19 protein-coding genes and 1 tRNA gene are annotated in these 22,322 nt (G+C 73.6%); 8 read left to right on the top strand and 12 right to left on the bottom strand.

The annotated features are described in order from the left end of the window. Positions 1-87 precede the first annotated feature (87 nt). From VKK44_RS06990 to VKK44_RS06980, 3 genes are all read right to left on the bottom strand, one after another. Positions 88-1,248: a branched-chain amino acid ABC transporter substrate-binding protein gene (locus VKK44_RS06990; protein ID WP_343446019.1), complete on the bottom strand. Its 1,161-nt coding sequence runs from the start codon at positions 1,246-1,248 to the stop codon at positions 88-90. Positions 1,249-1,507: 259 nt separating this feature from the next. Next, complete coding sequence (locus VKK44_RS06985; RefSeq protein ID WP_343446018.1) at positions 1,508-2,695, bottom strand: hypothetical protein; 1,188 nt, start codon at positions 2,693-2,695, stop codon at positions 1,508-1,510. A 57-nt stretch (positions 2,696-2,752) separates the two neighbouring features. Then, complete coding sequence (locus tag VKK44_RS06980) at positions 2,753-3,373, bottom strand: ANTAR domain-containing response regulator (protein ID WP_281936432.1); 621 nt, start codon at positions 3,371-3,373, stop codon at positions 2,753-2,755. Positions 3,374-3,467: 94 nt separating this feature from the next. Here VKK44_RS06980 and VKK44_RS06975 point away from each other — a divergent pair. Further along, positions 3,468-3,545: transfer RNA gene (locus VKK44_RS06975), tRNA-Leu, on the top strand. Positions 3,546-3,559: 14 nt separating this feature from the next. Beyond that, positions 3,560-4,327, top strand: coding sequence for a terminase gpP N-terminus-related DNA-binding protein (locus VKK44_RS06970; protein ID WP_343446017.1), 768 nt, complete (start codon positions 3,560-3,562; stop codon positions 4,325-4,327). Positions 4,328-4,361: 34 nt separating this feature from the next. Here the strand turns inward: VKK44_RS06970 and VKK44_RS06965 are convergent, their stop codons facing one another. Then, positions 4,362-5,519, bottom strand: coding sequence for a trans-sulfuration enzyme family protein (locus VKK44_RS06965; protein ID WP_343446016.1), 1,158 nt, complete (start codon positions 5,517-5,519; stop codon positions 4,362-4,364). A gap of 102 nt (positions 5,520-5,621) precedes the next feature. Here VKK44_RS06965 and VKK44_RS06960 point away from each other — a divergent pair, with 102 nt between their 5' ends. Together VKK44_RS06960 and VKK44_RS06955 are read left to right on the top strand one after the other, a co-directional pair. Continuing rightward, positions 5,622-6,101 carry an Lrp/AsnC family transcriptional regulator gene (locus VKK44_RS06960; protein ID WP_343446015.1) on the top strand — a complete coding sequence of 160 codons (480 nt, stop codon included), beginning with the start codon at positions 5,622-5,624 and terminating at the stop codon, positions 6,099-6,101. 125 nt (positions 6,102-6,226) lie between these two features. Then, entirely contained in the window at positions 6,227-7,222 is a 996-nt protein-coding gene (locus tag VKK44_RS06955) for an LLM class flavin-dependent oxidoreductase (RefSeq protein ID WP_343446014.1), read from the top strand. Between the two features lie 173 nt (positions 7,223-7,395). Here the strand turns inward: VKK44_RS06955 and VKK44_RS06950 are convergent, their stop codons facing one another. The 7 genes from VKK44_RS06950 to VKK44_RS06920 form a co-directional block, all read right to left on the bottom strand. Further along, the gene (locus VKK44_RS06950; protein ID WP_343446012.1) at positions 7,396-9,642 is read right to left on the bottom strand and encodes a rhamnogalacturonan lyase family protein; all 2,247 of its coding nucleotides are present in this window, start codon (positions 9,640-9,642) and stop codon (positions 7,396-7,398) included. Between the two features lie 364 nt (positions 9,643-10,006). Beyond that, on the bottom strand, positions 10,007-11,026 hold the full coding sequence (locus VKK44_RS06945) for a sulfite exporter TauE/SafE family protein (protein ID WP_343447701.1): 1,020 nt from the start codon (positions 11,024-11,026) through the stop codon (positions 10,007-10,009). A gap of 156 nt (positions 11,027-11,182) precedes the next feature. Continuing rightward, positions 11,183-11,653 carry an RrF2 family transcriptional regulator gene (locus tag VKK44_RS06940; protein ID WP_343446011.1) on the bottom strand — a complete coding sequence of 157 codons (471 nt, stop codon included), beginning with the start codon at positions 11,651-11,653 and terminating at the stop codon, positions 11,183-11,185. A 70-nt stretch (positions 11,654-11,723) separates the two neighbouring features. Continuing rightward, complete coding sequence (locus tag VKK44_RS06935) at positions 11,724-12,593, bottom strand: acyl-CoA thioesterase (protein WP_374709214.1); 870 nt, start codon at positions 12,591-12,593, stop codon at positions 11,724-11,726. 11 nt (positions 12,594-12,604) lie between these two features. Further along, positions 12,605-14,053 carry a pyruvate kinase gene (gene pyk, locus VKK44_RS06930; protein WP_343446010.1) on the bottom strand — a complete coding sequence of 483 codons (1,449 nt, stop codon included), beginning with the start codon at positions 14,051-14,053 and terminating at the stop codon, positions 12,605-12,607. 169 nt (positions 14,054-14,222) lie between these two features. Beyond that, on the bottom strand, positions 14,223-14,417 hold the full coding sequence (locus tag VKK44_RS06925; RefSeq protein ID WP_343446009.1) for a hypothetical protein: 195 nt from the start codon (positions 14,415-14,417) through the stop codon (positions 14,223-14,225). 114 nt (positions 14,418-14,531) lie between these two features. Next, the gene (locus VKK44_RS06920) at positions 14,532-14,897 is read right to left on the bottom strand and encodes a YciI family protein (RefSeq protein WP_091060178.1); all 366 of its coding nucleotides are present in this window, start codon (positions 14,895-14,897) and stop codon (positions 14,532-14,534) included. Positions 14,898-15,059: 162 nt separating this feature from the next. On the opposite strand from VKK44_RS06920, the gene VKK44_RS06915 reads away from it, so the two are divergent. The 3 genes from VKK44_RS06915 (at position 15,060) to VKK44_RS06905 (ending at position 19,886) form a co-directional block, all read left to right on the top strand. After that, on the top strand, positions 15,060-17,279 hold the full coding sequence (locus tag VKK44_RS06915) for a GAF domain-containing SpoIIE family protein phosphatase (RefSeq protein WP_343446008.1): 2,220 nt from the start codon (positions 15,060-15,062) through the stop codon (positions 17,277-17,279). Between the two features lie 79 nt (positions 17,280-17,358). Then, positions 17,359-18,225 carry an aldo/keto reductase gene (locus VKK44_RS06910; protein ID WP_343446007.1) on the top strand — a complete coding sequence of 289 codons (867 nt, stop codon included), beginning with the start codon at positions 17,359-17,361 and terminating at the stop codon, positions 18,223-18,225. 68 nt (positions 18,226-18,293) lie between these two features. Further along, complete coding sequence (locus VKK44_RS06905) at positions 18,294-19,886, top strand: GMC family oxidoreductase (RefSeq protein ID WP_458351612.1); 1,593 nt, start codon at positions 18,294-18,296, stop codon at positions 19,884-19,886. A 43-nt stretch (positions 19,887-19,929) separates the two neighbouring features. Here VKK44_RS06905 and VKK44_RS06900 read toward each other — a convergent pair whose 3' ends face one another. Beyond that, positions 19,930-20,757, bottom strand: coding sequence for a lipase family alpha/beta hydrolase (locus tag VKK44_RS06900; RefSeq protein WP_343446005.1), 828 nt, complete (start codon positions 20,755-20,757; stop codon positions 19,930-19,932). A gap of 215 nt (positions 20,758-20,972) precedes the next feature. On the opposite strand from VKK44_RS06900, the gene VKK44_RS06895 reads away from it, so the two are divergent. Then, entirely contained in the window at positions 20,973-22,322 is a 1,350-nt protein-coding gene (locus VKK44_RS06895; protein ID WP_343446004.1) for a pentapeptide repeat-containing protein, read from the top strand.

Genomic DNA, 22,322 nt, shown 5'->3' with positions numbered 1-22,322 from the left:
GAAGAGAAAAAGGGGGTGCGGCCGGGAGCCAGCTCCCGGCCGCACCCGCGATTCACAACTCAATCGCCAGTCGCAGCGATCGACCGATCAGGACTTGGGGATCTCCTGGTCCGGGACGACCTTGCCGCCCTGCACCTTGAACGCCCAGACCTTGACCTGCGCCGGGTCCAGCTCGCCGCCCTCGACGAACTTGTAGCTGGCCGCCACGCCCTCGCCGCTGTAGCCCTTCACGAACTCCAGCAGGTCGGCGCGGGACGACTTGCCGGCCTTGATGCCCGCCAGCAGGATGTTCGCCGCGTCGAACGCGGTGTCGCTGTAGGTGCCCGGGTCGGCGCCGTTGAGCGCCTTGTAGTCGGCGGCGAAGGTGCCGCGCGCCTCGGTGGACGGCTGGCAGGGGCAGGTGAGGATGGTGCCCTCGGCAGCCGCCGCGCCGGCGGAGGTGATGTACGCGCCGTCGTTGACGCCGTCACCGGCGACCAGCGGGGCGGTGACGCCGGCAGCGGTGAGCTGCTTGCGGATCAGGCCGGCCTCCTGGTAGTAGCCGCCGTAGAAGACCGCCTTGACGTTCGCGGCCTTGACCTTGGTGACCACGCCGGAGAACTCGGTCTGCTTGCCCTCGCCCTGGACCTTGTCGCTGCCCACGACCGCCGGGCCGAGCACCTTCTTGACCTCGTCGGCCAGGCCCGCGCCGTACGCCGACTGGTCGTCGATGACGTAGACCCGGTCGGCCTTCATCACGTTCTTCATGTAGTTGCCGGCGGCCGGGCCCTGGCTGAAGTCGTTGCCGACCGCGCGGAAGAACGTCTTCCAGCCCTGCTCGGCGAGGCTGGGGCGGGTCGCGGAGGGGGTGATGGTGACCAGGCCGGCCTCGCTGAACAGCGGACCGGCGGCCTCCGACTCGCCCGAGTAGGCCGGACCCACCACACCGAGGATCTTGGTGTCGTCGATCGCCTTCTGGGCCAGACCGGGCGCCTGGTCCGGGCTGCCCTGCGAGTCGAGCTCGGCGAGCTCCACCTTGCAGTCGGCGTTCTCCTTGTTGTACTTGTCGACCGCCAGCTTGACGCCGTTCTTCTCGTTGATGCCCAGCGCGGCCGAGCTACCGGTCAGCGCGCCGAAGAAGGCGATCTTGCTACCGCAGGCGCTGCCCCCGGACGCCTCATCGTCGCTGCCGCTGGAACAAGCGGTACCACCGGCGACGAGCGCCAGCATGGCGACCCCGCCGATCACGCGTGCGAGCTTCTGCCTCAAGGCCCGAACCCTCCTCCGTCCATGGTCCGAACCACCCGCTGCTGATTGGCACTTGCGGGGGGCGGACGAACCAGACCGTCGTCGCCGGTCTGGGCCGGGACGTTATCCCACCGGCCAGCGGTGGCGTAAGACCCGGAAAGCGGGGTTGACCGAACCGTTACACGCCGTGGCGGATTCCCGACGCTTCCCGTAAGAACCGAAGGCGGCACAAGGCGTTCACCGAGGTTTCATCGGTAACGGGTCAACTCGTCAGCACCCGCTACTCATCGACGGCCGGCAACGCCGCCCACCAGGCACGGGAGCTTTTCCCGTCGTCGGCGACCACCAGCAAGCCGGCCTCGTCGGCGGCCACCGCCAGCGCGGCGTCACCCCGGTCCGGCACCGACGCCGGGACGATCACCGGCCGCCACGACGCGCCACCGTCACCCGAAATCCACAGCTGCCGATCCGCGCCGTCCCCGGTCACCGCGAGCAGCCGGCCGTCGACACCCACCAGGCCCGCCACCGACAGCACCCCGGGACCCGCCGCGCCGAACCCGCCCACCCGCCGCCAACCGTCCGACGACCCCGCCGGCGCGCGCCACACCGCGAAGCCGTCCCGGACCGGACCCACCACCGTCGGCGCGCCGTCGCGCGCCACCACCCGCTCCGCCGCCCCGCCGCCCGCCGACACCGGCAACGCCGACCGCCGCCACGACCGGCCGTCCACCGACGACCAGGTCAGCGGCATCAGGGCGGTGCCGCCGGCCGGCAGCAACGACCCCACCACCAGCCAGCCGGAACCCACCGCCACCGCGTCGTACGCCGTCGTCCGGCCCCGGCCGTCGCCGGCCAACTCCGGCACCCCGTCGCGCAACACGAACCCGCCGGCGTCCGGCGACGTCCACACCGCCGCCCCGTCGACGCGCGCCCCGGCGATCAACCAGCCGCCCGGCCCGGCCGCCAGCCGCGCCGCGCTCACCGCGCGCGGCCCGCCGAACAACTCGAACGCCGCCGGCACCTCCCGCACCGGCCCGCCCGGACGCCACACCCACGTGCCGGTACGCGGATTGCCGTGCACGCCGCCCGTCTTCGCGCCGAGCGCCGCCATTCCGTCGTCGCGGCAGGCCACCGCGTAGAGCACGTGCTGCCGGCCGTAGAACGTCTGCGCCCGCACCGGCAACGCCGACCAGCTCAGCCCGTCCGCGCTGGACCAGGCCGCCGGCCGGGTCTCCCCCGCGCCGTCGATGAGCCCGCCGACCGCGTACCAGCGGCTCCCGCAGTGCGCCGCATCGCGCAGCAACGGCCGACCCGCGACGCCGGCCGGCACGGGCAACTCGACCGCCCGCCAGGCCGGGCGCACCGGGGCCGGATCAGCGGGCCGCTCCGGCGTCGACCGGCAGGCGGCCAGCAGCACCGCCATGCCGGCGACCACGGCGAACACCGACCTGAGGCGCGGAGAGGACATGGATCCGATCCTATCGATCGGTCGCCTCCCCGGCCGGCCGCGAACCGTGGCGGGGGCTCAGGACGCGGGCTGCGCCACCTCACCGCCGGCGGTTTCCGCGAGGATCCGCTCGGCGACCTCCTTCATGGTCATCCGGTGGTCCATCGCGGTGCGCTGGATCCACTTGAACGCCTGCGGCTCGGTCATGCCGTACGTCGTCATCAGCGCGCCCTTGGCCCGCTCGACGGTCTTGCGGATCTCCAGCCGGTCGGTCAGGCCGGCCACCTCCGCCTCCAGGGCGGAGATCTCCGAGTACCGGGACAGCGCGATCTCCACGGCCGGCACCAGGTCGCTCTTCTGGAACGGCTTGACCAGGTACGCCATCGCGCCGGCCGCCCGGGCCCGCTCGACCAGGTCACGCTGGCTGAACGCGGTCAGGATGATCACGGGGGCGATGCGAGCGCCGGCGATCCGCTCGGCGGCGGCCAGCCCGTCCATGATCGGCATCTTGATGTCGAGGATGACCAGATCGGGCTTGAGCTCCTCGGCGAGCTTGACGGCGGTCTCCCCGTCGCCGGCCTCGCCGACCACCTCGTAGCCCTCCTCGACCAGCATCTCGGCCAGGTCCAGCCGGATCAGCGCCTCGTCCTCGGCGATCAGAACGCGCTTGCGCTCGGCATCCGTCTGCATCTCGCCCACGAGCCACTCCCACCGGTTCGAACCCGACACCCGCCGTGCCGGGTGTCGCCGCCCCTAGCGTAGTGGGTAGTCTGTGAAGGTCGAATGACGCAAGGCCCCCGTAGCCCAACCGGCAGCAGGCAATGCACTCAAACTGCATACAGTGTGGGTTCGAATCCCACCGGGGGCACCAAAATTGTCATACAGGTGTTCGACCATCAGGCTGTGCATCCTCCCGAAATACGCGCCAAGGCGCGGCGTCTCTACCTCAGTGGCGCGACCGTCGCCGAGGTGGCGCGGACCGTGGGGCTCGCCTACCCGACGGTCCGACACTGGTGCAAGGATCGACCGGAGCCGAAGCAGCGGGGCACTGAACTGCGATGTTTTCGCTGTCGTGACGGTGTCCGCGTTCCGACAGATCCGGCTTCCTACACCTACCTTCTCGGTCTCTACCTCGGGGACGGGCATCTCGTCACCCGGGCCCGGGTGCCGGTGCTCCGGATCTCCTGCAGCGACTGCTGGCCGGGGCTTATCGAGGCGTGTGACGACGCCATGCGAGCGGTGCTGGCCGAAAAGGTGCAGCGCGTTCAGCAACAGGGCTGTGTCAACGTGCAGAGCTACGGCAAGCACTGGCCGTGCCTCCTGCCGCAGCACGGACCCGGCAAGAAGCACGAGCGTCCGATCGTCCTGACCGACTGGCAGCGAACCATCGTCGAAGCCCACCCAGGTCACTTCTTGCGCGGCCTCTTCCACTCCGACGGCTGTCGGGTCAGCAACCGGGTGACCGTGCGCGGCAAGAAGTACGTCTACCCCCGCTACATGTTCGTCAACGAGTCCACCGACATCATGGGCCTCTGTCAGTGGGCGCTCGACCTGCTCGGCATCGCCTGGCGGATGAACCGCCGCAACTCGCTGTCCGTGGCGCGCCGGGAGGCGGTCGCCGCGCTGGACCGGCACGTCGGCCCGAAGTCCTGACCGGACGCCCGCACGGGCGCGCGAGCGGCGCGCGTCAGATTGACGCCAGCGCCCGCGCCAGATCGGCCCGCAGGTCCTCCGGGTCCTCCAGCCCGACCGAGACGCGCAGCAGCGCGCCGCCCGGCTTGGCGTCGCCCTCGACCGGCCGGTGCGTCAGCGACGCCGGGTGCTGGATGAGTGTGTCGACGCCGCCGAGCGAGACGGCGTGGGTGATCAGTTCGCAGGCGCCGGCGACCGTGGCCGCGGCGGGCGCGCCGCCGCGTACCTCGAAGGCGAGCAGGCTGCCGCCGCCGGACATCTGGCGGCCGACCAGCCCGGCCGGGTCGTGCCGGGACGGGTGGTGGACCCGCTCGACGGCGGGGTGACCGGCGAGCCAGGCGGCCAGCTTCTCGGCGCCGGCCTGCTGGGCGCGGACGCGCAGCGGGAGCGTCTGGAGACCGCGGTGCAGCAGGTACGCGCCGAGCGGGTGCAGGACGGCGCCGGTGACGGCGCGTACCTGGCGCAGCCGGGCGGCCCACTCGGGCGCGCAGGCGACGACGCCGGCGAGGACGTCGCCGTGGCCGCCGATGCTCTTGGTGGCGCTGTGCAGGACGAGCGCGGCGCCGTGCCGGGCGGGCTGCTGGAGCACCGGCGTGGCCACGGTGTTGTCGACGAGCAGCGGGACGTCGCCGGCGGCGGTGGCGAGCGCGGCGATGTCGACCAGGTCGAGCGTCGGGTTGGCCGGGGTCTCCACGACGACCAGCGCGGTGTCGGGGCGGATCGCGGCGGCGACGTCGCCCGCGCGGGCCCAGGTGACCTCGGTGCCGAGCAGGCCGCTGGCGAGGACGTGATCGGTGCCGCCGTAGAGCGGGCGGACGGCGACGACGTGGCGTTTCCCGTCGCGGGTGGCGGCGAGCAGGGTGGCGGTGAGCGCGGCCATGCCGCTGGCGAAGGCGACCGCCTCGGCGGTGCCTTCGAGTTGGGCGAGCGCGGTCTCGAAACGCGCCACGGTGGGGTTCCAGAGCCGCTGGTAGACGGCGCTGCCGCCGGCCGGCAGCGGGCCGCCGGTGGCGAGCGTCTCGTAGTCGTCGCCGCCGCCGGCTACCGAGGGCAGCGGGTTGGTGGTGGAGAGGTCGATGGGCGGGACGTGGACGCCGAGCCCGGCGAGGTCGTCACGCCCGGCGTGCACGGCTGCGGTGTCCACGGCGGTCATGCCGGGAAGCGTCGAACATGACGACGTGTCAGGGCAAGAGGAGCGAAGAAGATTCTGATGATCTCGCTTCCGTCCGGAGCTTATTCGGTGGAGGATGACGGGATGCCTCTCGCGCCGAATGATGTACGGCCCTTCTCCGCCCTCGACGACGTCGACCGCGCGATCCTCACCGAGCTGACCGCCGACGGTCGACTGCCGAACAACGCGCTCGCCGAGCGGGTGGGGGTGGCGCCGTCGACATGCCTGACGCGTACCCGGGCGCTGCGGGAGTGCGGGGCGATCCGCGGCTTCCACGCCGAGGTGGACCCGGCGGCGGTGGGCCTGCCGTTGCAGGCGTTGGTGTCGGTGCGGTTGACCGCGCACGAGCGGGCCGCGGTGGACGCGTTCCGGGCCCGGTCGGTGCGGCTGCCCGGGGTGGTGTCGGTGTTCCACGTGGCCGGCGCGGAGGACTACGTGCTGCACGTGCGGGCCGCGTCCGGGGACGCGTTGCGGGACTTCGTGCTCGATCACCTGGCCGTCGATCCGGCGGTGCAGCACACCCAGACCAGCCTGATCTTCGAGCAGGCCCGGGGCCTGGGGTGACGGCCGGCCGCCGTGGTGGGCCGGCACCGGGGCGGTCCCGCGCGGGGCGTCGGGATGTGACCTGGCCGGCGGCTGGAACAGGCGGGCGGGCACCGGCGTTGGAACTCCGTGTGATCGACGTACCGATGTCTGTCCTTGACCTTGCCCCGGTGGCCGCGACCGGCAATGCCGGTGAGGCGCTGCGGCACACCACCGAGCTGGCCCGCCGCACCGAGGAGCTGGGCTACCGCCGGTTCTGGGTGGCCGAGCACCACAACATGCCGGCGATCGCCAGTTCGGCGCCGGCGGTGCTGCTCGCGCACCTGGCCGCGAACACCAGCACGATCCGGCTGGGCTCGGGCGGGGTGATGCTGCCCAACCACGCGCCGCTGGTGGTGGCCGAGCAGTTCGGCACCCTGGAGGCGCTGCACCCGGGCCGGATCGACCTGGGCATCGGGCGGGCGCCCGGCACCGACCAGGGGACCGCGCTGGCGCTGCGCCGCACCATGGAGGGCCTGTCCGCCGAGCACTTCCCGCGCGAGCTGGCCGACCTGATGAACTACTTCAGTGGCGCCGAGCCGGGGCCGATCACCGCGACGCCGGGGCGCGGGCAGTCGCCGCAGGTGTGGCTGCTCGGGTCGAGCGGCTTCAGCGCCCAGCTCGCCGGCCTGCTCGGGTTGCCGTTCTCGTTCGCGCACCACTTCAGCGCGCAGAACACCGTCCCGGCGTTGCAGCTCTACCGGCAGCACTTCCGGCCGTCGCAGTGGCTGGACCGGCCGTACGCGATGGTGGCGGTCAACGCGGTCTGCGCGGAGACCGACGAGCGGGCGGAGTGGCTGGCCGGACCGGCCGGGCTGTCGTTTTTGAAGCTGCGGTCGGGGCGACCGGAGCCGCTGGTCACGCCGGAGGAGGCGGCGGCCTACCCGTACTCCGCGCTGGAGCGGGAGTTCGTGGCGCAGCGCCGCGACGGGCAGGCGACCGGTTCGCCGGAGACGGTGGCCCGGCAGCTCGGGACGCTGTTGGAGCGCACCGGCGCGGACGAGCTGATGCTGACCGCGATGGTCTACGACGTGGACGACCGGGTCCGCTCGTTCGAGCTGATCGCCGAGAAGGTGGCCGGTGGCCTGCGCCGGGAAGGCTGAAACACGCTCTTCATAGCCACGTCACCGCAGCGTCGCGTGGGACGCATAACTTTGTCCCCGGTGGTGGTACGGCATTCCCGGTCGGGACGGGTCGGGAATGCTGCGGTGTGGTGCACCGGGTCGCCGGCTGAGCGGATTCCGCGGCCGGCGACCCGGTGCCTGCTTCTGAGGCCTCAGCGCAGGTAGATGTTCGGCGCGGCCGGCGTGCTCATGCCGTCCCCGAGGTGGAAGCCCGGGTGCGGCGGCTGGTTGTAGGCGGTGTTCTGCCAGGCGACGGCGACCCGGTACTGCGGGTCGTGCATCAGGGTCGGCAGGCGCAGGCCGGTGGTGACCGGCGTGCTGTAGATCCGCAGCGCGGAGCTGTCGGCGGTGCGCCAGACCACCTCTTCGCGCCAGTCACCGAGGATGTCGGCGGAGAGCGCCGGGGTGGACTTGGTGCTGTTGTTCGACGCGATGTTGCTGCCGGTGAGCAGCCGCGTCTCGCCGCCGGTGCCGTACTTGTCGATCTTCGTGCCGTCGAGCAGCTCGCGGACCGGGTCGCCGTCCCACCAGATCAGGAAGTTCGCCGAGGACGGCTTACGGCCGACGTTCTGCCCGCGCGTGTTGAGCAGGCCGTCGACCGCCGAGGACCAGGACTCCGCACCCGGGCTGCCGGCCCAGATGTCGTCGGAGACGCCGCGACCGTTGTCGCCGTTCGGCGCGGTCTGCCAGAGGATCTGACCGGTACGCGCGTCGGACATCCACGAGCTGGGCTTGCTGGCGTCCTCGTCGACCTTGAAGACCTCCAGGCCGGCGCGGGACGGGTCGAGGTCGCCGACGTGCAGCGCGTCGCCGTGCCCGTTGCCGGTCGAGTAGAGCAGCCGGCCGTTGTCGTCGATGGTGGCGGCCCCGTAGACGATCTCCTGGCGGCCGTCGTTGTCCACGTCGGCGACCGAGAGCTGGTGGTTGCCCTGGCCGGCGGCGGCGCCGTTGCCGGAGGCGTTGGAGTCGAACGTCCACCGCTTGCGCAGCGTGCCGTCGCGGAAGTCCCAGGCGGCGATCACCGCCCGGGTGTAGTAACCGCGCGCCATGATCAGCGACGGGCGCTGCCCGTCCAGGTAGGCGGTGCCGGCGAGGAACCGGTCGACCCGGTTGCCGTACGAGTCGCCCCAGGACGAGACCGTGCCGCGCGGCGGGTCGTAGTCGACGGTGGACAGCGCCGCGCCGGTGCGACCGTCGAACATGGTCAGGTACTCGGGGCCGGCGAGCACGTAGCCGCTGGAGTTGCGGTGGTCGGCCGAGGAGGAGCCGATCACCTGGCCGGTGCCGGAGCGGCTGCCGTCGGCGGTCTTCATGGCCACCTCGGCGTCCCCGTCGCCGTCGTAGTCGTACACCTGGAACTGGGTGTAGTGGGCGCCGGCACGGATGTTGCGGCCCAGGTCGATCCGCCACAGCCGGGTCCCGCTGAGGGTGTAGGCGTCCACGTAGACGTTGCCGGTGTAGCCGGACTGCGAGTTGTCCTTGCTGTTCGACGGGTCCCACTTGAGCACGAACTCGTAGCGGCCGTCGCCGTCGAGGTCGCCCACGCTGGCGTCGTTGGCCGAGTAGCTGTACGCCTCGCCGCTCGGCGTGGTGCCCCCGGGCGGGGCCTGGATCGGCACGTCCAGGTAGCCGTTGGCGAACTGGAGCGCCGGGGCGGACGCCGCCTGCTCGGCGCCGTTCACCACGGCCCGCACGGTGTACGCGGACCCGGCGGCGGCGCCGGCGTCCAGGTAGGTGGTGGCGCCGGTGATCGGGCTGCCGTTGACCTTGGTGCCGCCCCGGTAGAGGTTGAACGACACGCCCGAGGTCTCGGTGCCGAGCAGCCGCCAGGAGACCAGGTTCCCGCTGCCGGAGCGGACGCTGACCAGTCCCCGGTCGAGCTTCTCCATCTGCTTGGCGCCGGCCGGCGGGGTGGTCGGCGGTGGGGTGGTCGGGGGCGGCGTGGTCGGGCCGGACGTCGTCGGCGTCGCGGTCGGGGATGCGCCGGTGCACGCGGTGCCGTTCAGGGTGAACGCGGTGGGTGCCGGGTTGGCGGCGTCGTTCCAGGAGGCGTTGAAGCCGAAGCTGGCGGTGCCACCGGTGCCGATGGCGGCGTTGTAGCCGGCGTCGCGGGCGGTGACCTGGACTCCGGACTGGCTGACCGTGGCGTTCCACGCCTGGGTGACCTGCTGACCGGCGGCGAAGCTCCAGCCGAGCGTCCAGCCGTTGACCGGGTCGCCGAGGTTGGTCACGGTGACGTCGGCGCCGAAGCCGCCGCCCCACTGGTTGGTGATCCGGTAGTCGACCCGGCAGGCGGTCGCCGCCGCCGCGGCGGTGACGGTGGTGAGTACGCCGGCCGTCAGGGTGGCGGCCGAGGCGGCGGCGAGCAGGGCGAGCCGGCGTGAGGTGGTGTGGTGCACGGGGTTGCCTTTCGCGAAGGTCGGGGCACGCGGCGACGCCGGCCTGCCCGGACCGGCGGGAGTGTGCACGTGCGCTGACGCGACGGGACGTCGACGTATCGACGTCGATGATTAGGCTCCGCGCCCCGTCAGCGTAGCCACCGCCGCAGGCCCCCACAAGCGCGCCTCCGCGCGGCGGAGCGTCGCCCGCCGCCCGGCGACTCCGCGTAACGCCCCGAGGCAGGAACTTCCGGGAAGGCGATATACCGCTGAGGCATAAATATGACGGAGAGGTATATCGCGCGCAAGCGCATCCCCTCCGGCGGGCGACACACCGGGAAAAGCCGCGCGGGCGGACGACGCCGGGCAGGCAGACGCCGGAGGCTCAGCCCTCGACGGCGGCGGCGAGCCGCCGGGACTCCCCCGACTCGGCCGACGGAGCCGGAACACCGGTCGGAACCGGAGCCTCGGCCGACTCGACCGACGGGGCAGGAGCATCTGCGGCGGCGGGCGCCGAGGCGAGCGCCGCCTCGGCCGTGGCCCGGGCCCGCCGGGCGCGACGCAGCGCTCGCACCGCCAGCACCACGGCGACCAGCCAGCCGGCGCCGAGCAGGGCGTAGACCAGGGCCGGCACCGGGCCGCCCAGCTCGCCGGCGCGCAGCAGGGTGCGGGCGTTGGTCAACACGATCACGCCGCCGATCACGGCGCCGAGCACCTGGGCGGGCACGATGCGGACCAGCCAGGCCGCGATCGGCGCGGCGATCAGGCCACCGATGAGGAGTGCGGCGACGGTGGGCAGCAGGAAGCCCTCGGAGCCGAGGCCGATCAGGAAGCCGACGCTGGCCGCGCCGGCCACCACGAACTCGGAGGTGTCCACCGAGCCGATGACCTTGCGCGGCTCCATCCGGCCGGAGACCAGCAGCGCCGGGGTGGCGACCGGACCCCAGCCGCCACCGCCGGTGGCGTCGACGAAGCCGGCGACCAGCCCGAGCGGGGCCAGGAAGCGGCTGCGCAGCCGGCCGGCGGCGCGGTTGGCGCGCAGCGGCCGGGAGAAGCGGATCAGCAGGTACGCGCCGAGGGTGAACAGGATGGCGGCCATCCACGGGGCGGCCGACTCGGTGGAGATGGAGCTCAGGAACGTGGCACCGGCGAACGCGCCGACCGCGCCGGGCAGCGCGATCCGGCCGACCACCTTCCAGTCGACGTTACCGAAGCGCCAGTGCGACAGGCCGGCGGCGAGCGTGGTGCCGATCTCGGCGAGGTGCACCGACGCGGAGGCCGCGGCCGGCGCGACGCCGGCGACGAGCAGCAGCGTCGACGACGTCAGCCCGTACGCCATGCCGAGCGCGCCGTCGACCAGTTGCGCGAGAAGCCCGACGAGGGCGAGGACCAGCAGCTTGCGCACGAGCGCCCCCTGACTTTTCGGCATCTCCTATCAACTTGGTCGACAATGCGGTACGGAGGCGCTCCGGGTCAAGTCCCCCATCCGGTTGGTGGGACACGCCGGACGGCCCCCCGGCACGCGGGACGGCCTCGGCGGTGCGCCGCGGTGGGCGAGCCGTCAGCTCCAGGCGCGCGGGTCGGCGGCCAGCTCGTTGACCCGGTCGGGCAACGCTCCGGTGGCCACGTCGGCGATCGTGACCAGCTCCAGGATCTCGCGCTCGCTGGCCCGCAGCGCGATCCACACGTCCTGCAACGCGCGGGCCGCGCCCTGGTAGCCGAGCTGCTCCGGGCGTTGGCCGCGGACGTGCGCCAGCGGCCCGTCGATCACCCGGATCACCTCGGCCAGGGAGATCTCCCCGGCCGGGCGGGCCAGCCAGTAACCTCCCTCGGGACCCCGCTGGGCGTGCACGATGCCGCCCCGGCGGAGCTGGAGCAGGATGCTCTCCAGGAACTTCGGCGGGATGTCCTGCGAGCGGGCGATCTGCTCGGCGGTCACCGGTCGGCTCCGACCGACGGTCGTGCCCTCGGCGACCGAGGCCAGCTCGGCAGCCGCACGGAGGGCATAGTCGACCCGGGCGGAGAGACGCATGCCGGCAAGGTTAGTCGCCTGTTCAGCCGCCCGGTCTCCCGACCCTCGGCCGAACGGTCACGGTCGCCGGTCAGCCACCCACCCGGCGCAGCAGCCCCTCCTGCACGGCGCTGGCGATGTGCCGGCCGTCCGTGGTGAACATCCGGCCGGTGGCCAAGCCCCGGGCACCCGACGCGGACGGGCTCCAGCAGTCGTAGAGGAACCACTCGTCGGCCCGGAACGAACGGTGGAACCAGAGCGCGTGGTCGAGGCTCGCGCCGACCACACCGCCCGGCCCCCACACCTCGCCGTGCACCGACAACACCGAGTCGAGCAGCGTCAGGTCGGAGGCGTACGTCAACGCGCAGGCGTGCAGCAGCGGATCGTCCGGCAGCTTGCCGTCGATGCGCATCCAGACCCGTTGGTGCGGCTCGGCCGGGCGGTCGCCGGGGCGTACCCAGCCGGGCTCGCCGACGTACCGGACGTCGATCGGGCGCGGGATCTGACCCCAGATGCCGAGCCGTTCCGGGTAGCGGGACAGCCGGTCGGTCATGGTGGGCACGTCGTCCGGGCCGGGCACGTCCGGCGGGAGCGGGGCGTGGTGGTCCAGCCCCTCCTCCTGCCGCTGGAACGACGCCGACATGAAGAAGATCGGCTTGTCGTGCTGGAGCGCCACCGAGCGGCGCACCGAGAAGGAGCGGCCGTCGCGGACGTTCTCCACCTGGTAGTCGATCGGCTCGGCCGGGTCGCCGGGCCGCACGAAGTAGCCGTGCAGCGAGTGCACGGCCCGCTCCGGACCGACCGTGCGGCCGGCCGCCACCAGCGCCTGACCGGCGACCTGGCCTCCGTAGACCCGCTGCGGGCCCACCTGCGGGCTCATCCCGCGGAAGGCCATCTCGCCGGTCTGCGCGAGGTCCAGCACCTCCAGGAGCTGGTCGACGGCGGCCTGCCCGGTCGCCACCGGAGCGTCACTCACTGGAGCGCCCGGGCCGCCGCGGCGTCGACGAGCGAGCCGAGCTGGTGCACGCGCAGCGTGTTGGTGGAGCCGGGGGTGCCGGGCGGACTGCCGGCCACGATCACCACGTAGTCACCCGGATTGGCCCGGTTCAGGCCGAGCAGCGCCTGGTCGACCTGGCGGAACATGTCGTCGGTGTGCTGCACGAACGGCATCAGGAACGTCTCCACGCCCCAGCAGAGCGCGAGCTGGTTGCGCACCTCCGGCACCGGCGTGAACGCCAGCAGCGGCAGGTCGCAGTGCAGCCGGCTGAGCCGCTTGACGGTGTCGCCGGTCTGCGAGAACGCCACCATCGCCTTGGCGCCGATGGCGCGGGCGATCGACGACGCGGCGACGGTGAGCGCGCCGCCGTGCGTACGCGGGTCGTGCTGGAGCCGGGGCACCGCGATCGAGCCGGCCTCGGTGGTGGTGATGATCTTCGCCATGGTGCTGACGGTGAGCACCGGGTACTTGCCGACGCTGGTCTCGCCGGAGAGCATCACCGCGTCCGCGCCGTCGAGCACCGCGTTGGCCACGTCGGAGGCCTCGGCGCGGGTCGGGCGCGAGTTCTCGATCATGGAGTCGAGCATCTGGGTGGCCACGATGACCGGCTTGGCGTTCTCCCGGCAGAGCTGCACGGCGCGCTTCTGCACCAGCGGGACCTGGTCCAGCGGCAGCTCGACGCCGAGGTCGCCGCGGGCGACCATGACGCCGTCGAAGGCGAGCACGATCGCCTCCAGGTGGTCGACCGCCTCCGGCTTCTCGACCTTGGCCAGGACCGGGCGGCGGACACCCTCCTCGTCCATGATCGAGTGGACGAGCTTGATGTCCTCCGGCGAGCGGACGAAGGAGAGCGCCACCAGGTCGACGCCGAGGCCGAGGGCGAAGCGCAGGTCCTCGGCGTCCTTGTCGGACATGGCCGGGACGCTGACCGCCACGTTCGGCAGCGAGACGCCCTTGTTGTTGGAGACCGGACCGCCCTCGGTGACCAGGCAGCGGATGTCGTTGCCGGTGACGTCGCTGACCTCGACCGCGACCCGGCCGTCGTCGATCAGCAGCCGGTCGCCCGGCTTCACCTCCTGCGGCAGCTTGCGGTAGGTGCAGGAAACCCGCTCCTTGGTGCCGACGATCTCGTCGCTGGTGATCACCACGGAGTCGCCGGTGCGCCACTCGTGCGGCCCGTCGGCGAAACGGCCGAGCCGGATCTTGGGGCCCTGGAGGTCGGCGAGCACGGCGACCGGCTGCCCGGCGGCCTCGGCCGCCTCCCGGACCAGCCGGCAGACCGCCTCGTGGTCGGCGTGAGCGCCGTGGCTGAAGTTGAGCCTCGCCACGTTCATGCCGGCCTCGACGAGCCCCCGGATGCGCTCCGGGGACGAGGTGGCGGGGCCGAGAGTGCAGACGATCTTCGCGCGGCGTGTCACGCCCATCAGGCTAGTCTCTCCTCCGGGTCGGCTCACCAGCCGACCCCTTGCGGACTTGCGGAACAGTTGTCCAACGACGCGCGAAGAAACGCGCGGGCGGGCGGTAGGCGTACCGCACCGGAACGTCGTGTGGCGGGCATCGGCGACCGCGCGGCGGAAATCGTACCGCCCGCCGTCACCGCTCGACGCGGGGTACGGGCGGGCCGGCCGGCGGCAGCGTGGGCACGGCCGAGAACAGGCCGGGCGGGTCGTACCGGCGCTCGGTCCGGCGCAGCCGGTCCCCGCTCGGGCCGTGGGCGAGCCGGACCCGGCCGGTCTCCTCCGGCGCGAGCAGGCCGGTGGCGCGCGGGACATCCGGGGCGGCGGTCATGGCGCACTCCCCGGCCGACCCCGGGCCGGCGGCGCCGGACAAGCCGGGGGCGCTGCGTGGGCCGGACCCTGGCACCGACCCGGGGCGGTCCGCCGTCGTCCGCCCGACAGCGCCTCAGCTCTCGGTCTTGACCAGCGGGAACTCCAGCGAGCCGGCCGGGCAGAGGAAGGTCAGCACCTCCACCCGGTAGAGCCCGGCCTGCACCGCCGGGTCGGCCTCCATGACGCTGCGCACGTCGTCCACCGAGCCGGTCCGGGCCAGACCGAAGCCGATCGGCGGGTCGGGTTCGCGGGCCGGGCCGTCCACCGAGCCGTCGACCAGCACGATGCCGCGCCGCTGCAACGCCTGCATGTGCCGGAGATGCTCGGACTGCAACCGCTGCACGGTCTCCTCCGGCAGCGCCCGGCCGGACGGTCCCGGGTAGAGCACGATGCACTCGTAGGTGTCCAACGCGAAGTCGAGCCGGGGCGTGGCGCCCATGCGCACCTCCTGACCGCCGTCCCACCCAGCCTCGCACGGTGCCCCCGGACCCCGGGCGGGCTCGGCGCAACTGACCGGACCGGATCGGTGATCGCCCACCCCGGCGACCCGCTGGTAGGTTTCCGGAAACAGCCGACGCCTGTGCCCGAGCGGAGGTCCCGGGTGAGCCGCACCCCGTCCGACGGCGTCCGGTGGCCGGACGTCGTCGTCGCCACCGGCGGGGAGGTGGGTGCGGCGATCACGGCGCGGGACTGGTCCGCCACCCCGCTCGGCCCGGTCGACGGCTGGCCGCAGAGCCTGCGTACCGCGCTGGCGCTCTGTCTGCACTCCCCCGCCCCGACCGTGCTGTGGTGGGGCGACCCGCCGACGCCGCTGCCCAACGACGCGTACCTGCGGTTGCTCGACCCGGAGCGGCCCGCCGAGGTGTGGCCGGGCGACCGGGACGCGCTCGGCCCGCTGCTGGCCGACGTGCGCGCCGGCCGGAGCGCCGGGCCCACCGACGTACCGGTGCGGCGCGGGCGGGACGACGCCGGCGAGGACCGCTGGTTCACCTTCACCCACCTCCCGGTGCCGGACGAGTCGGGCCGGATCGCCGGCGTGCTCACGGTCGGCGCGGAGACCACCGCCCGGGTGGTCGCCGAACGGCGCGGCGGGTCGCCGGCCGCCCGGCCGCAGCGGTCCGACCGCCGCCGGTCCACCGACCGCGGCGAACTGGACGCCGCCCGCGCCGAGCTGCGGCTGCTCCGCGCCCGGTCGGAGCAGGCGCTGCGGCGGTCGGAGGCGCTCGCCCGGCTGGCCGGGGCGCTCAGCTCGGCCCGGAGCCGGGACGCCATCGTCGAGGTGATGACCACGGTGGCCCCGGCCGTGATGGACGCCGCCGCGCTGCGGGTGGCGATCGCCCTGCCCGGCCGTACCGTGCTCGACGTGGCCGGCGCCGGCGCGTCGCCGGAGCGGCTGCCGGTCGACGCCGACGTCCCGCTGGCCCGGGCGGTACGCGACAACGCGGTGCTGCCGCTGCCCGACGACCGGGACACCGGGGTCTGCCTGCCGTTGCGCGACGGCGACGGCGGCGCGCTCGGCGCCCTGGAGGTGCGCTGGACCGGCCGGACCGACGACGAGGCGCGGGGCAGCCTGCTCGACGCGGTGACCGCGCTGTGCAGTCAGGCGCTGCAACGGGCCGAACTGACCGGGTCGGCGCAGGCGATGGCCGGGTTCGCGGCCCGGTTGAGCGTGACCCGTTCCACCGCCGAGGCGATCGAGGTGATCCTGGACGCCGCCACCACCGCGTTCGGCGCGGAGCTGCCCGGCCTGGCCATGCGGGACGAGGGCCGCCGGGTCCGGCTCTGGTACCACGACGACGTGCCGGGCACGCTGGCCGCCACGTTCCACGACCTGACCATCGACGACCCGCGTCCGATCGTGCGCGCGCTGCACCACGGGGAACGCATTCTGGTGCGCGACCGCGCCGACTTCGCCACCCGGTTCCCGGGTCTGCCCGACCCGGTCGGCCGGCACGGCATGGTGACCACCGTGGCGCTGCCGCTGTTCGGCGCCGACCGCCGCCCGATCGCCGCGCTCGGTTTCGGCTGGCGGCGCGAGCGTCCGCTGCGGGACAGCGACCTGGCGCTGCTGGACACCGTCGCCGACCTGTGCGAGCAGACGCTGGAGCGGGTCCGGTTGGCCGCCGCCGAGCACAACCTGGTGACCCGGCTGGCCGGCCGGCTGCGCAGTTCGTCGCTGATCATGCCGGAGAGCCTGGAGGTGGCCACCCGCTACCGGCCGGCGATGAGCGGCCTGCACCTGGGCGGCGACTGGTACGACCTGGTCCGGCAGGACGGCGACCGGGTGGCCGTGGTGGTCGGCGACGTGGTCGGGCACCAGGTCGAGGCCGCCGCCGACATGGCCCAGCTACGCACCGTGCTGAACACGCTGATCCGGTTGGGCGTGCCGTTGGAGGAGGTGTTCCTCCGGCTCACCGAGCTGCTCGGGGTCGGGTTCCTGGGCACCTGCCTGATCGTGGTGGTCGATCCGGCGGCCCGGGTGGCGCACGTAGCCCGGGCCGGGCACCCGCACCCGGTGGTGCTGTCGGCCGGGCAGCCGCCACGCACCGTGCAGACCGCCAACGCGATGCCGCTGGGCATGGTCGACCGGCCGATGACCGTCACCACCGTCGCGTTCCGTCCCCGGGACGTGCTGGTCGCGTACACCGACGGGCTGGTGGAGCGGCGCGGCCGGCCGTACGACGAGGGCGTCGCGGCGCTGCACCGGTCGCTGACCGCGGTGCGGGACGAGCCGGTCGAGGCGATCGCGGACGCGCTCCTGCACGACCTGGCCGGCTCCGAGGACGACCAGGCGCTGGTGGTGCTGCGCCACCTCGGCTGAGCAGGCTTCGGCCGCCCGGTTCGGGGAATGTCCTCCGGTCGGGAGCCGAACTGACGACCACGCAACCAGGAGGACCGTGATGGCCACCAGCAACCAGCCCGCCAAGGCGTCGGGCAGCTACCGGATCGGTGGCGACCTGCGGGTCGACCGCCTCGGCTACGGGGCGATGCAGCTCACCGGTCCGGGCGTCTGGGGCGACCCGAAGGACCCGGCGGAGGCGGTGCGGGTGCTGCGTCGCGCGTACGAGCTGGGGGTCACGTTCATCGACACCGCCGACTCGTACGGGCCGTTCGTGAGCGAGCTGCTGATCAAGGAGGCCCTGCACCCGTACGCCGACGACCTGGTGATCGCCACCAAGGCCGGGCTGACCCGTTCCGGCCCGGGTGACTGGCGACCGGTGGGCCGGCCGGAGTACCTGCGCCAGCAGTGCGAGCTGAGCCTGCGCCACCTGGGGCTGGAGTCGATCCCGCTCTACCAGCTGCACCGGATCGACGAGCAGGTGCCGCTCGCCGACCAGCTCGGCGAGCTGGCGCTGCTCAAGCAGGAGGGCAAGATCCGGCACATCGGGCTCTCCGAGGTGACGGTGGCGCAGATCGAGGCGGCGCGGGCGGTCACGCCGATCGTGTCCGTGCAGAACCTCTACAACCTGGCCGACCGCAGCGCCGAGGACGTGCTGACCCACTGCGAGCGCAACGACCTGGCGTTCATCCCCTGGTTCCCGATCGCCACCGGCAACCTGGCCCGGACCGGCGGGCCGCTGGACGCGATCTCGACCGGGCACGGCGCCAGCCCCGCGCAGCTCGCCCTGGCGTGGCTGTTGCGCCGGTCGCCGGTGATGCTGCCGATCCCGGGTACGTCGTCGGTGGCGCACCTGGAGGAGAACGTCGCGGCGGCCGGGGTGGAGCTGACCGACGACGAGTTCGAGGCGCTGGCGAAGGCCGCCTGAAACCCGACACTTGCCATCCGTGATCGGGAAACTACTGTCAGAAGGATTCTCGCGAGTGGGGGTCCTCAGTGGTGGAATTCGATTACGTCGTGGTCGGCGCCGGCGCGGCCGGATGCGTGCTGGCCGACCGGCTGACCGAGGACCCGGGCACCCGGGTGCTGCTGGTCGAGGCGGGCGGCTGGGACCGCAGCCCGTTCGTCCGGGTGCCGAAGGCGTTCTCCCGGCTGATGGACGACCCGCGCACCGCCTGGCACTACCCGGCGGCGACCGGAGCGGGCCGGCGGGAGACCTGGCAGCGGGGCCGGATGATCGGCGGCTCGACGTCCGTCAACGGCATGATCTGGAGCCGCGGCGCGGCCCGGGACTGGGACGCGCTGGCGCCGCTGGGGTGGGGCTGGTCGACCGTGCGGCCGGTGTTCCAGCGGCTGGAGGACCATCCGCTGGGGCCGGCGCCGCACCGGGGCGTCGGTGGGCCGGTGCGGCTCTCCGTCGCCACCGGCACCGACCCGCTCGCCGAGGAGATGGTGGCGACCGGCGTCGAGCTGGGCTGGCGCCGGGTGGACGACCTGGACGCCGACGACGACGAGCGGATCGGCTATCCGACCGCGACCATCCACGGTGGCCGTCGGGTCAGCGCCGCCGACGCGTTCCTGCACCCGGCGCGGCGCCGCCCCAACCTCACCGTCGTGGTCGACGCCGTGGTGCTGCGCGTGCTGGTCGAGGGCGGCCGGGCGGTCGGCGTACGGGTGGCGCACCGGGGTCGGGAGGTCGAGCACCGGGCGGCCGGCGCGGTGGTCCTCGCCGCGGGCGCGCTGGCCACCCCGGCGCTGTTGCAGGTCTCCGGCATCGGGCCGGCCGACACGCTGCGCGCCGCCGGCGTGCCGGTGCTGCTCGACCGGCCCCGGGTGGGCGCCGGCCTGCGGGAGCACCGGTCGATCGCGGTGCAGTACCGGCTCGCCGAGCCGGGCGGTTACAACGCCCGGCTCGCGAGCCCGCTCGGGCAGGCCGGCGCGACGCTGCGCTGGCTGTTCACCCGGGGCGGCCCGCTGGCGCTGCCGGTGCTCGACGTCGCGGCGCACGTGAAGTCCCGGCCCGATCTGGACCGCCCGGACGGCCACCTGCTGATGGCGCCGTTCTCGGCCGCCCCGGCCCGGCCCGGCCGGGCGCTGGAGCTGGAACGGGAGCCGGGCGTGATGTGCCTGGGCACGGTGACCCGACCGGACAGCGAGGGCCACCTCACCGTCACCGACGCCGACCCGCGTACCCCGCCGGCGATCGTGGCGAACTACCTGGCCACCGACCAGGACCGGCGGACGGCGGTGGACCTGTTCCGCCGGATGCGGGAGTTCTTCGCCACCGGGCCGATCGCCAAGCGGCTCCAGGCCGAGACGGTGCCCGGCCTGACGACGCGGACCGACGAGGAGATCGTCGAGGCGGCGGTGACGCACGGCTACTGCGGCTACCACGCGGTCGGCACCTGCGCCATGGGCGCGGACGACGATCACGTGGTCGACCCCGAGCTGCGGGTACGCGGCGTCGACGGGTTGCGGGTGGTGGACGCGTCGGTGCTGCCGACGATGGTGGCGGGCTGGACCAGCGCCCCGGTGACGGCGCTGGCCTGGCGGGCCGCCGACCTGATCCGGGGCGGCGCGCAGGGGTGAGCGCGGTCGGTCCGGGCCCACCCGGGGGCGGGCCCGGACGGGCTCAGACCGCGAAACAGTTGGGTCGGATCGCGACGCCGGCCAACGTCTGCCGCACCGCCGTGTAGGTGGTGCCGTCGAGCACCAGGCCGAGGTGGCCGACCACCCGCAGCGGGCACCACGCCTGCACCAGCACGTTCGTCGCGCCGTCGGCGAGCACCGCGTTGTCGACCGGGCGCACCAGCTCGTCCTGCCAGGTGCGCAGCGTGGTCCAGCGGACCGGCCCGGGGGTGTCGTCACCGGCGTTCAGGTCGGCCAGGAAGCTCGACCCGATGGTCATCTGCTGGCAGGCCACGATGCCGGCGCAACTGCCCAGGCCGACGACGGCGAGGATGTTGGCGACGTACGTGCCGTACTGCGGGCTGCCGAGGCTGACGTACTGGTCGACCGCGGCGGCGCCGCCGAGGAACTTCACGTACCAGCGGCTGACCAGCCCGCCCTCGGAGTGGGTGACGAGGTCCACCCGGCTCGCGCCGGTGGCGGCGCGGACCTGGTCCACGTGGGACGACAGTGCCCGGGCGGACTCGCGGATGTCGCCGAAGCCGAGGTTCGGCAGTTGGTAGATGGAAACCCGGTAGCCGTCGGCGCGCAGCCGGGCGGCGATCGGCTCGTACGCGATGGAGACGCCGATCAGGCCGCCGACCACGATCACCGGGTCGGCGGCTGCGGCGGCGGCCCGTTCGGCGGCGGTGACGGTGCTGGCGGGGGCGGCGGGGGCCGGGGCGGTGACCGCGCCGGGCGCGGCGGTGGGTGCGGCGGCGTGGGCGGCGGTGGCCGGGACGAGCAGCGCGGTGGCGGCGGCGGTGGCGGCCAGGATCGTTCGGAGCAGCATGGGCTGCACCTCCGATGGGAGGGGCACCCGGCGGGAACCGGGCGGGGCGGGTGGGGTCCGATCGATCGTGGGAACGATGATGCGTGTCTGATTTCACACACGTCAATGGAAAGTTACGCGTCGGTAACCAGTTGTTCCACCTGGCGCACGAACCGGCATTCGGGACGACGCCGGCGCCCCCCACCGACCGGGACCGCGGTGGCATGCTGGGCGCCGTGTCCACCCCACCCCCGCCGGAGAAGCCGCTCAAGGTGATGCCCTGGTGGTCGGCGCTGCTCGGACTCCTCCTGGCCGTGCTGCTCGGCTGGCTGGTGCTGGACTGGCTGCTCGCCGAGGCCGACCGGGCCGGCCAACCCGACACCCGGGCCACGCTGCGCGTCGACGCCATCCGTACCGGCCTCACCGTGGTCGCCGGCACCGGCGGCGGGGTGGCACTGCTGTTCGCCGCCCGTCGACAGTGGATCAGCGAACGCGGCCAGCGGCACCAGGAGGCGGTCGCCGCCCGCGACCAGACGCACCGCGACCGGGTGCAGGCGCACGCCGAGGCGGTCGCCGAGGCCGCCGCCCGGCACCAGGAGCGCCAGGCCACCGCCGCCGAGCACGACGCCGCCGAACGACGGCTCACCGAGCTGTACGTGCGGGCCATCGAGCTGATCGGCAGCGACCAGCCGGCGGTCCGCCTCGGCGGCCTGCACGCGCTGGAACGGCTCGGTCAGGACAACCCGGGACAGCGGCCGACCACCGTGGCGGTGCTCTGCGCGTACCTCCGGATGCCGGCGCCCGACGACCGGCGCGAGACCGAGGTGCGGCGTACCGCGCAGCGGATGCTCACCCGGCACCTGCGGGCGGACCAGGACGGCTGGTGGCCGGGCATCGCGCTGGACCTGACCGGCGCCCGGCTGGACAACTTCGACGCCGCCGGCTGCACGCTCGTGGACCTCGACCTCACCGGCGCGGTCTGCACCGGCACCACCAGCTTCGCCGGCGCGGTCGCCCACGGCCGGCTGCGGCTGACCGCCGAGTTCGCCGACGTCGTCCTCGACGACCTCACCGGCGACGCCGAGATCGTCCTGGACGGCGCGCGCCTCGGCGGCCGGGTGAGCTTCGACCGGGCCGACCTCGGCGGCGCGCTGTCCTGCCGGGACGCGAGCTTCGGGCCGACCTCCTTCCACGGCGCCACGCTGCGGCAGCCCAGCAGCTTCGACCGGGCCACGTTCACCGACAACGCCAGCTTCCGGGAGGCGGTGTTTTTGGGTGGACTGTCCATGGAGCACACCACGTTCGCGGCGTACGCGGGCTTCCACCGGGCGCGCTTCGCCGACCTGGCGCTGTTCCGGTGGACCGAGTTCGGCGCGGAGGCCTGGTTCGAGGGGGCCCGTTTCGAGGGCGCGGCCAACTTCGGCCGGGCCGTGTTCCACGGGCGGGCCCGCTTCGAGGGGGCGACACTGGCCCGGCGACCGCTTGTCGACCAGGCCCGCGCGTCGACGGCCGTCACCCACGCCTGGCCGCCCGACACCACTGTCACCCGCCGCGACGACGACTGGCTGCTCCTCACCGACCCGTGA

Source organism: Micromonospora sp. DSM 45708, assembly GCF_039566955.1.
Taxonomy (GTDB): Bacteria; Actinomycetota; Actinomycetes; order Mycobacteriales; family Micromonosporaceae; genus Micromonospora.
Note: the sequence above shows the minus strand (reverse complement) of the source record. Positions and strands in the feature narration are given on the sequence as shown.

What these genes read in the sequence shown, in the direction of transcription:
- VKK44_RS06985 (WP_343446018.1), bottom strand. Translation starts at nt 2,695, where the DNA reads ATGTCCTCTCCGCGCCTCAGGTCGGTGTTCGCCGTGGTCGCCGGCATG.
- VKK44_RS06965 (WP_343446016.1), bottom strand. Translation starts at nt 5,519, where the DNA reads ATGACCGCCGTGGACACCGCAGCCGTGCACGCCGGGCGTGACGACCTC.
- VKK44_RS06960 (WP_343446015.1), top strand. Translation starts at nt 5,622, where the DNA reads ATGCCTCTCGCGCCGAATGATGTACGGCCCTTCTCCGCCCTCGACGAC.
- VKK44_RS06955 (WP_343446014.1), top strand. Translation starts at nt 6,227, where the DNA reads ATGTCTGTCCTTGACCTTGCCCCGGTGGCCGCGACCGGCAATGCCGGT.
- VKK44_RS06940 (WP_343446011.1), bottom strand. Translation starts at nt 11,653, where the DNA reads ATGCGTCTCTCCGCCCGGGTCGACTATGCCCTCCGTGCGGCTGCCGAG.
- pyk (WP_343446010.1), bottom strand. Translation starts at nt 14,053, where the DNA reads ATGGGCGTGACACGCCGCGCGAAGATCGTCTGCACTCTCGGCCCCGCC.
- VKK44_RS06925 (WP_343446009.1), bottom strand. Translation starts at nt 14,417, where the DNA reads ATGACCGCCGCCCCGGATGTCCCGCGCGCCACCGGCCTGCTCGCGCCG.
- VKK44_RS06920 (WP_091060178.1), bottom strand. Translation starts at nt 14,897, where the DNA reads ATGGGCGCCACGCCCCGGCTCGACTTCGCGTTGGACACCTACGAGTGC.
- VKK44_RS06910 (WP_343446007.1), top strand. Translation starts at nt 17,359, where the DNA reads ATGGCCACCAGCAACCAGCCCGCCAAGGCGTCGGGCAGCTACCGGATC.
- VKK44_RS06900 (WP_343446005.1), bottom strand. Translation starts at nt 20,757, where the DNA reads ATGCTGCTCCGAACGATCCTGGCCGCCACCGCCGCCGCCACCGCGCTG.